Source organism: Campylobacter sp. MIT 21-1684, from assembly GCF_026241315.1.
Lineage (GTDB): Bacteria > Campylobacterota > Campylobacteria > Campylobacterales > Campylobacteraceae > Campylobacter_D.
The window spans coordinates 1-1,123 of sequence record NZ_JAPHNA010000053.1; the positions used below are offsets into that span (position 1 = coordinate 1).

1 protein-coding gene is annotated in these 1,123 nt (G+C 36.2%); it reads right to left on the reverse strand.

Features of this window, described 5'->3' with window-relative positions; translation table 11 throughout:
• On the reverse strand, positions 1–1,123 hold a 1,123-nt coding region (locus OQH62_RS08500), incomplete at both ends, for a beta strand repeat-containing protein (protein WP_266016126.1).

A 1,123-nucleotide genomic window follows, 5' to 3' on the forward strand; every position in this document is an offset into this window, starting at 1 on the left:
CTAGTAGAACCTGTATTTGAATTGGTGAAAGTATTTATAGTGCCATCGTTTTGTAAAGTGCTTAGAGTACCTGCATTAGTGAAAGTAGTAATGGTTTTATTTGCATTATTAGTAAAAGTACTAAGATTTCCACCTGCTTGGTTGTCAAAGGTACTAAGAGTACCATCATTTTTTAAAGCACTGCTAAAAGTACCACTATTAGTGAAAGTCATAGCACTGCCACTTAAAGTAGTAGTGCCACTTCCATTTAAAGTACCACTATTAGTGAAAGCACTTCCTTGAAAGTCTATATCTGCATTTGCAGTTAAAGTTCCAGCATTATTAAGGTTTTTTGCATTTGCAGTGGTAAGTTTACTGTCAGCTACTGTTAGAGTTGCTCCATTCTTAATATCTATATCTCCACTAACACTTCCAGCACTAGAACCATTCACTTGACCTTTATAAGTAAGACTTCCACCTTCTACAACAAGCTTTCCTACAGAACCTGAATTCTCTAAAGTAGAAGTAGCACTACCACTTTGAACGAAAGTACTAATAGTAGCTCCTGAGCTATTGGTAAGAGTGCTTAGACTTCCACTTTGAGTAAGATTGGTAATAGTACCTTGATTAGTAAAGCCATTGAGTGTTCCTGCATTAGTGAAAGTAGTAATGGTTTTACCACTATTATTTGTAAAGGTTCCTGTTATATTTCCACCTGCTTGGTTGCTGAATGCACTAAGAGTACCATCATTAATAAGATTTCCACTAATAGTTCCAGCATTAGTAAAAGTTACTGCACTACCATTTAAGGTTGTAAGCCCTGAACCTTCTATTTTTGCTCCTGTATTATTGGTGAAATTTGTTCCTTTGAAATCTATATTGCCATTTGTTTTTAGAGTTCCGCTATTGCTAAGATTCTGACTAGTATTATTAAGCGCAAGGCTTCCTTCTGCTACATTAAGCTCTGAATTAGCTTTAATATCTATATCCCCTGTAATACTTCCACCACTTTTGCCTTTATAGGTGAGTGTTCCAGCATTTACATTGAGTGTTCCAACATCTCCGCTATTGTCTAAGGTAGTAGAACCGCTACCACTTTGGGTGAAAGTAGCAATACTTGCTCCTGCATTATTAAGAAGATTGC